General features: G+C 76.0%; 6 protein-coding genes and 1 pseudogene. All 7 read right to left on the bottom strand.

The features are described 5' to 3' along the window. A pseudogene (locus tag FM076_RS16830) lies at positions 1–490 on the bottom strand (hypothetical protein); the annotation flags it as partial. Between the two features lie 131 nt (positions 491–621). Next, the gene (locus FM076_RS16835; RefSeq protein WP_173871629.1) at positions 622–1,602 is read right to left on the bottom strand and encodes an NAD(P)H-quinone oxidoreductase; all 981 of its coding nucleotides are present in this window, start codon (positions 1,600–1,602) and stop codon (positions 622–624) included. Positions 1,603–1,693: 91 nt separating this feature from the next. Next, on the bottom strand, positions 1,694–1,852 hold the full coding sequence (locus FM076_RS16840; RefSeq protein ID WP_173871631.1) for a hypothetical protein: 159 nt from the start codon (positions 1,850–1,852) through the stop codon (positions 1,694–1,696). Positions 1,853–1,938: 86 nt separating this feature from the next. Further along, positions 1,939–3,027 (bottom strand): NAD-binding protein, encoded by a 1,089-nt coding sequence (locus FM076_RS16845; protein WP_173874809.1) that lies wholly within the window; start codon positions 3,025–3,027, stop codon positions 1,939–1,941. Next, positions 3,024–4,580: a molybdopterin molybdotransferase MoeA gene (locus FM076_RS16850; RefSeq protein WP_173871633.1), complete on the bottom strand. Its 1,557-nt coding sequence runs from the start codon at positions 4,578–4,580 to the stop codon at positions 3,024–3,026. The genes FM076_RS16845 and FM076_RS16850 overlap by 4 nt, the downstream gene beginning before the upstream one ends. Continuing rightward, complete coding sequence (locus tag FM076_RS16855) at positions 4,577–5,800, bottom strand: DUF6457 domain-containing protein (protein WP_428814893.1); 1,224 nt, start codon at positions 5,798–5,800, stop codon at positions 4,577–4,579. Before FM076_RS16855 ends, FM076_RS16850 begins: the two co-directional genes overlap by 4 nt. 3 nt (positions 5,801–5,803) lie before the next feature. Continuing rightward, positions 5,804–6,734: dihydrolipoamide acetyltransferase family protein (locus FM076_RS16860; RefSeq protein WP_430625929.1), on the bottom strand; the 931-nt coding region annotated here is incomplete at its 5' end.

Consider the following 6,734-nt stretch of genomic DNA (forward strand, 5'->3'; position numbering starts at 1 on the left):
CGCCGCCGGGTGCCGCCCGGTCCTGTGCGCCGCCACCCGCCGAAGGCCCACCCGCCGACGCCCCGCCGGGCGCCAGCCCGCCGGGCGCCAGTCCGTCCCGTGCCAGCCCGTCCCGTGCCAGCCCGTCCCGTGCCAGCCCGTCCCGCGTGAGTCCGTGCCGTCCCAGGACGTGCCGCAGCAGGCTGTCCCGTGCCGTGCCGTCCGGCAGCAGGGGGGCCTCCGGCGGCGGGGCGTCCTTCGGTGGCGTGCTCGGCGTGAGGCCGGGCGTGCCGGAGGAGCCGGTGGGGCCGGAGGGGCCGGAGGGGCCGGGCAGGCCGGAGGAGCCGGGGGGGCCGGGCGGGTGGGTCAGGGCGGGCAGACCGGCGAGGCCGGGAAGCCGGGGGAAGCCGGCCTCGCCGTCGTCCCCCGCGAGGGCGGCAGGGGCCGACAGGGCCAGGAAAGCGCAGGTCAGCAGGGTGATGCCGGTGCTTCGACGCCGAGAGTGCCCCACGGCCGTGACCCTTCCGAGCTGGATGGTCCGCAGACTTGTCCAGCGTCACACGAAGGGGCAGAACCGGCATTTCGGGCGGAGGGGAATGAGGGACGGGCGCGCTCCGTACGGACGAACCGCGCCCGCCCGGGTCACTCCGTGGTCAGCAGGATCTTGCCGATGTGCTTGCTCTCGTCCAGGGCGCGGTGGGCCTGCGGCGCCTCGGGCATCGGGAAGGAGCTGTCGATCACGGGACGCACCCGGCCGTCGGACAGCAGGGGCCACACGTGTTCGCGCACGGCGGCGACGATCGCGGCCTTCTCGGCCGGGGGCCGGGCACGCAGCGAGGTGGCCGTCACCGCGCCGCGCTTGGCCAGCAGGGCACCGAGGTTCAGCTCGCCCTTGGTGCCGCCCTGCATGCCGATGACGGCGAGCCGCCCGTTGACCGCGAGCGCCTTGACGTTCGGCTCCAGGTACTTGGCGCCCATGTTGTCGAGGATGACGTCGGCACCCGCGCCGTCGGTCGCGGTGCGCAGCTCCTCGACGAAGTCCTGCTCCCGGTAGTTGATCAGGATGTCGGCCCCCAGCTCGGCGCACCGCTCCAGCTTGGCGGCGCTTCCCGCGGTCACCGCGACACGGGCGCCGACCGCCTTGGCCAGCTGGATGGCCATGGTGCCGATGCCGCTGGAGCCGCCGTGCACCAGCAGTGTCTCCCCGGGGCGCAGGTGCGCCACCATGAAGACGTTCGACCAGACCGTGCACGTCACCTCGGGCAGGCCCGCGGCCGACGCCGTGTCCACGCCCGCCGGAACGGGCAGCAGCTGGCCGGAGGGCACCGCCACCTTCTCCGCGTAGCCGCCCCCGCCGAGCAGCGCGCACACCTCGTCGCCCACGGCCCATCCGGACACGCCGGGGCCCACGGCCGCGATGCGGCCCGCGCACTCCAGCCCCGGATACGGGCTCGCGCCGGGCGGCGGGTCGTAGAAGCCCTGGCGCTGGAGGACGTCGGCGCGGTTGACCGCGCTGGCCGCGACATCGACGAGGACCTCGCCCTCGCCGGGCTCCGGGTCCGGGACCTGGGCCCAGACCAGCGCCTCGGGCCCGCCGGGTTCGGGAATCGTGATCGCATGCATACGCTCGACGCTACCCGGGCGCACCCCGTCCGTCCCCGCTGCCCGGGCATCCCCTCCTGCCGCGCGGGGTGAGGCCCCGGCCCCCCGCCGCCTAGGTGAAGCGGAACCTCTGGTCGGGCGTGGGGACGTACGCCTGGTGGCATCCGGTGCAGAACCAGAACCAGGAGTGCTCCTTGCCGGGGCCGGTCTCGCGGGTGTCCTTCCACAGCAGGCGCTCGGGGCAGTTGGGGCAGGTGGGCGGCGGGTCCATCGCGTCATCGTCACCGCCCGGACGCGGCCGGGGCCCGCCGGGCACACCACAGTCACCTGAAGAGGTGAGCCGACCGCCCCCCAGGACTACCTGAACTCGCCGCGCCGCTCCTCGGTTTCGGGCGACGGCCGGGAGGCGTGGTGGATGACGACCAGCCGGTCGGTGAGCTGGAGGGTGGCGGCCTCCGGGTCGTCGAAGGGGAGTATCCGGTGGCCGCGCACGACGGAGACGACCAGATCGGCGCACTCGCGCGGAGAGCGGCCCGCCTCCGCCTTGGTGACGGGACGCTCCTTGAGGTCGAGACCGGAACCCTGCTGGATGAGGTCCTCTATCACCGAACTGGCGTTGGGGCTGAGCATCGCCAGGCCGAGCAGCCGGCCCGCCGCGCTGGCGCTCGTGATGACCTGGTCGGCGCCCGACTGCCGCAGCAGCGGCGCGTTCTCCTCCTCCCGCACCGCGGCGACGATCCGGATCCGCGGGTTCAGCTGCCGCGCCGTCAGCGTCACCAGCACCGAGGTGTCGTCCCGCTGCGGTGCGATCACGATCTGCTTGGCCCGCTGCACCTCGGCCCGCACCAGCACCTGGCTGCGGGTGCCGTCGCCCTCGACCCCCGCGAAGCCCTCGGCGTTCGCCGCCTTGACGGCCTGCGGGTGCGGGTCGATGACGACGACGCGGTCGCGCGTCAGCCCGGTCGACAGCAGCGTCTGGATGGCCGAGCGGCCCTTGGTGCCGAAACCGACGACGACGGTGTGGTCGCGCAACGCGGACCTCCAGCGGTTCAGGCGCCACTGCTGACGGGTGCGGTCCGTCAGCGCCTCAAGAGTGGTGCCGATGAGGATGATCAGGAACAGGACGCGCAGCGGCGTGATCACCAGGGCGTTGACCAGCCGCGCGCTGTCGGAGCCGGGGGCGATGTCGCCGTAGCCGGTCGTGGAGAGGGTGACCGTCGTGTAGTACACGCAGTCCAGGAAGGAGACGTGGTCGTCGACGTCGTCCACGTAGCCCTCGCGGTCCAGCCACACCAGCAGGACCGTCACCCACAGCACGGCCAGCGCCGCCAGCAGCCGGCGGACCACCTGCCGCAGCGGGGAGATGTCCAGGCGCGGCAGCAGCACCGAGCCCCGGCGCTCGGCCTCGTCGTCGTCCTCCGCCCGGGAGGCGCGCTGCCGCGTCACCACGGCAGCTCCAGCACGGGAACGTCCTCACCGGGTGCCGCGCCGCCCGGCGGGACCACGGCCAGCGCGTCGCAGGAGGCGACCCCGCGCAGCATGGCGGGACCGGCGTAGCGCAGCGGCCGGACGCGCGCCCGCACACCCCACCCCTCGTGCCGTACGGGCACCAGCCGGGTGTCGCGCGGGTGGCCGGACACCTCGGCGCCCAGCGTCGCCTTGCGGACCTCGGGCGCGGGGCGGCCCGCCAGCACCCGCAGCAGCGGCGCGGCCAGCGTCACCAGTCCGGACAGCGCCGCCAGCGGGTTGCCGGGCAGCCCCACCACGAACGTGCGGCGCGGCCGGGACTGCGTGCGCTCCAGCACGGCCAGCAGCATCGGGTGCCCGGGGCGGACCCGCACCCCGTGGACGAGGAGACCGGCGTCCAGGCCGCGCAGCGTCGGCTGGAGGTGGTCGACGGGACCGCTCGCTGTGCCGCCGGTCGTCACGACCACGTCGGCCGTGCTGGCGGCCAGCCGCGCGCGCAGCGCCCCGGCGTCGTCCCCGAGCAGCCGGGTGGCGCTCACCTCGGCGCCCAGCGCCGTCAGCCACGGGCCCACCATCGGGCCGAGCGCGTCGCGGATACGGCCGTCGCGCGGCAGGCCCCGGTGCAGCAACTCGTCGCCCAGGACGAGCACTTCCACGCGCGGGCGCGGCACGACCTCCAGCTCGTCGTATCCCGCCGCGGCGGCCAGCCCCAGGACGGCGGGCGTCACGGCCGTACCCGGGGGCAGCAGCCCGTCGCCCTCCCGGCACTCCTGGCCGCGCGGCCGGATGTCGGTGCCCGGCTGCGGGGGAGCGGCGGTGCGCAACCGGACCGCACCGATCCGCTCGGCCGCCTCCCGGCGCAGCACCGCGCTGGTGCCCGGCGGCACGCGGGCGCCGGTCGCGATGCGGATGGCCTCGCCGTCGGCCAGCTGCGGCGGCTCGGACCTGTCGCCCGCCAGGATGCCGGGCCGCTCGCCGCCGTCCGCCGCGCGGGCCAGTTCCCACGGGCCCGGCCCGGAGACGGCCCAGCCGTCCATCGCCGAGGTGTCGAACGGCGGCAGGTCGGTGAGGGCCCGCAGCGGGACGGCCAGGGTGTGCCCGAGGGCGTCGGAGAGGGGCAGCGTGGTCGGCGGCAGCGCGGTGGCCGCCGAGGCGGCGCACTCGACCGCCTCGTACCAGGAGGGCGCGTTCCGGTGGGCGCGGCCCTCCTGCCGCGGGGGTCCGCCGGTGCCGTGCTCGTGCGCCGCCTCGGCCGGGTCCCGGGGGTGCCGGCCGGGGTCGGTGCGGCCGGTGCGCTCGGCACCGGTGTTACCGGCGTCGTCGTCCTCCCGTCCGCCGTGGCCGGTTCCCCCGGCCCCCTCACGGCCGTCGTCGGTGTGTGCCGCCGGGTCCGGGTGCATCGCGTCCTCGCTGTGCTCGCTCCACTGGATACGGCGAATGCGCTTCAGGCGCGGCGCGGGGGGCGGCGCCGGGCGGGCGCGCCCGCTGTTGGCGAGGGCGATCGCCTCGTCGAGTTCGTCGGCTCCGCTCATCGGTCGTCGGCGTTTCCGGCGCTTCCTGCGTTTCCTGTGCCTTCGGTGCCTTCGGTGCCTTCCATGTCTTCAGGGTTTCCCGGGTTTTCCGCGTCCCCTGTGTGGCCTGGGTTCCCCGTGTCTCCTGGGTTGCCCGCGTTTGCTGGGTTTCCCGTGCCTCCTGGGTTTCCCGGGTGGCCCGTGTCGCCGTCGGCGGTGGCGCTGCCGCCGCCCGGCCCGTCGGCCGTCTCGTCCGCCCAGCGGCCGGCCAGGCGGGACGCGGTGGCCGCCGCGCGGGCGACGTCCTGGGGGGACGCTCCCGCCCGCGCCGCCGCGTAACCCACCAGGAACGTGGTGAGCGGCGCCGCCGGGCGCGCGACACCGTGTGCGGCGTCGCGTGCGAGATCGAGCAGCACGGCGGTGTCCACGTCGAGTTCGACGCCGAGTTCGGCCTTGAGGGCGTCCATCCATTCATCCAGCACGGTGTCATGCTCCCTGATCCGGGCCCTTGCCGTGGCGATGTCGTCCCAGGTGTCGCAGTCGAGCGCCGCCGCCGCGACATGAGGCGCCGACGCCTCGGTCACACGGTGCAGCTTGAGCCCGTCGAGCACCATACGCAACGGCAGCCCGGAAAGAGGCCCGTACTCGGTACGCAGCAGCGCCAGTTCGCGGCGCAGCGGCTCCATCCGGTAGGCGGCCAGCAGGGGTTGGTCCCGCCCGTCGTGCGCGACGGCACCCTCGAACTCCGGCGGCACCGCCAGCAGGGTGCGCACCGCCTCGCGGGTCAGGAACGGCAGATCGGCGGAGACGACGAGGACGGGCGCGTGCGGTTCCGCGTACGCGGGCCGCTCGGTGTTCGCGTGCGGTTCCGCGCCGGCGGGCCGCTCGGTCCACCCGCGCCGTTCCGCGCGGGCGTGGGGTCCCGCGTACGCGCCGTCTTCGGCCAGCGCCTCCAGGCCGGCGTGCAGGGCGGCGAGCGGGCCGCCGCCCGGAGGGCTCTCGCGCGCCCACCGCACCGGGCGGTACGCCGCCCGCCGCGGGCCCACGACGACGGTGGCCGCCGCGTCGGCGCACGCGGCCAGCACCCGGTCCAGCAGGGTCCTGCCGCCGACCGTGACGGCCGGTTTGTCGGTGCCGCCCAGCCTGCTCGCGCCGCCGCCCGCCAGGACGAGCGCGGCGTACGGGCGGCCGGGGGGCGCGGGCGGGCGCGGGGCGCGCGGGGGGCCTGGAGCGTGCGTCACGCCTCAGAGCGTACGGAGCAGTCTCGCCGGCTGCTCCACGCAGTCCGCGACATGGCGCAGGAATCCGCCCGCCGTACCGCCGTCGCACACCCGGTGGTCGAAGGTGAGCGAGAGCTGCACGACGCTGCGCACGGCCAGCTCGCCCCCGACCACCCACGGCTTGCGCGCGATACGGCCGACGCCGAGCATCGCGGCCTCGGGGTGGTTGATGATCGGGGTGGAGCCGTCCACGCCGAAGACCCCGTAGTTGTTCAGCGTGAACGTGCCGCCCGTCAGCTCGGCCGGGGTGAGTCTGCCCGCGCGGGCCGCCTCGGTGAGGCGGGACATCTCGGCGGTCAGCTCCTCGGCGCTCAGGGCGTGCGCGTCCCGTACGACAGGGACGACGAGCCCCCGGTCGGTCTGCGCCGCGAACCCGAGGTGCACCCTCGGCAGGACGACGATCTCCCGCGCCCGGGTGTCCACCGTCGAGTTCAGCTCCGGGAAGCGGGCCAGCGCCGCCGTGCAGACCCGGGCGAGCAGGGCGAGCAGCGAGATCCGGGGCGGGGCCTCGCCGTACGCGGTGGCGTCGTTCATCCGGTGGCGCGCGGCGAGGAGTTCGGTCGCGTCGGCGTCCACCCAGCAGCTGGCGTCGGGGATCTCAGCGCGGCTGCGGGTGAGGCGCTCGGCCGCCGTGGCACGCAGGCCGCGCAGCGGGACACGGCGCTCGGCGCGCCCGGTGCCGGCGGGTGACGGGTGCGCTCCGGTGTGCGCGGCCCGCTCGGCCGCCGCCTGGACGGCACGCTCCACGTCCGCGCGCAGGATCAGCCCGTCGGGCCCGCTGCCCTCCATCTCCCGCAGGTCCAGGGAGTGTTCGCGGGCCAGTCGGCGCACCAGGGGGGAGGTGACGGGAACGGGGGTGCGGGCCGCGCCGTCCGCCGCGCCGTCCGCCGTGGCC

It is taken from the genome of Streptomyces albus subsp. chlorinus (assembly GCF_013302895.1).
GTDB classification, from domain to species: Bacteria; Actinomycetota; Actinomycetes; order Streptomycetales; family Streptomycetaceae; genus Streptomyces; species Streptomyces chlorinus.

Bases quoted from the DNA above. Each gene is read 5' to 3' on its own strand.
- FM076_RS16835 (WP_173871629.1), bottom strand. From the start codon at position 1,602: ATGCATGCGATCACGATTCCCGAACCCGGCGGGCCCGAGGCGCTGGTC.
- FM076_RS16840 (WP_173871631.1), bottom strand. From the start codon at position 1,852: ATGGACCCGCCGCCCACCTGCCCCAACTGCCCCGAGCGCCTGCTGTGG.
- FM076_RS16850 (WP_173871633.1), bottom strand. From the start codon at position 4,580: ATGAGCGGAGCCGACGAACTCGACGAGGCGATCGCCCTCGCCAACAGC.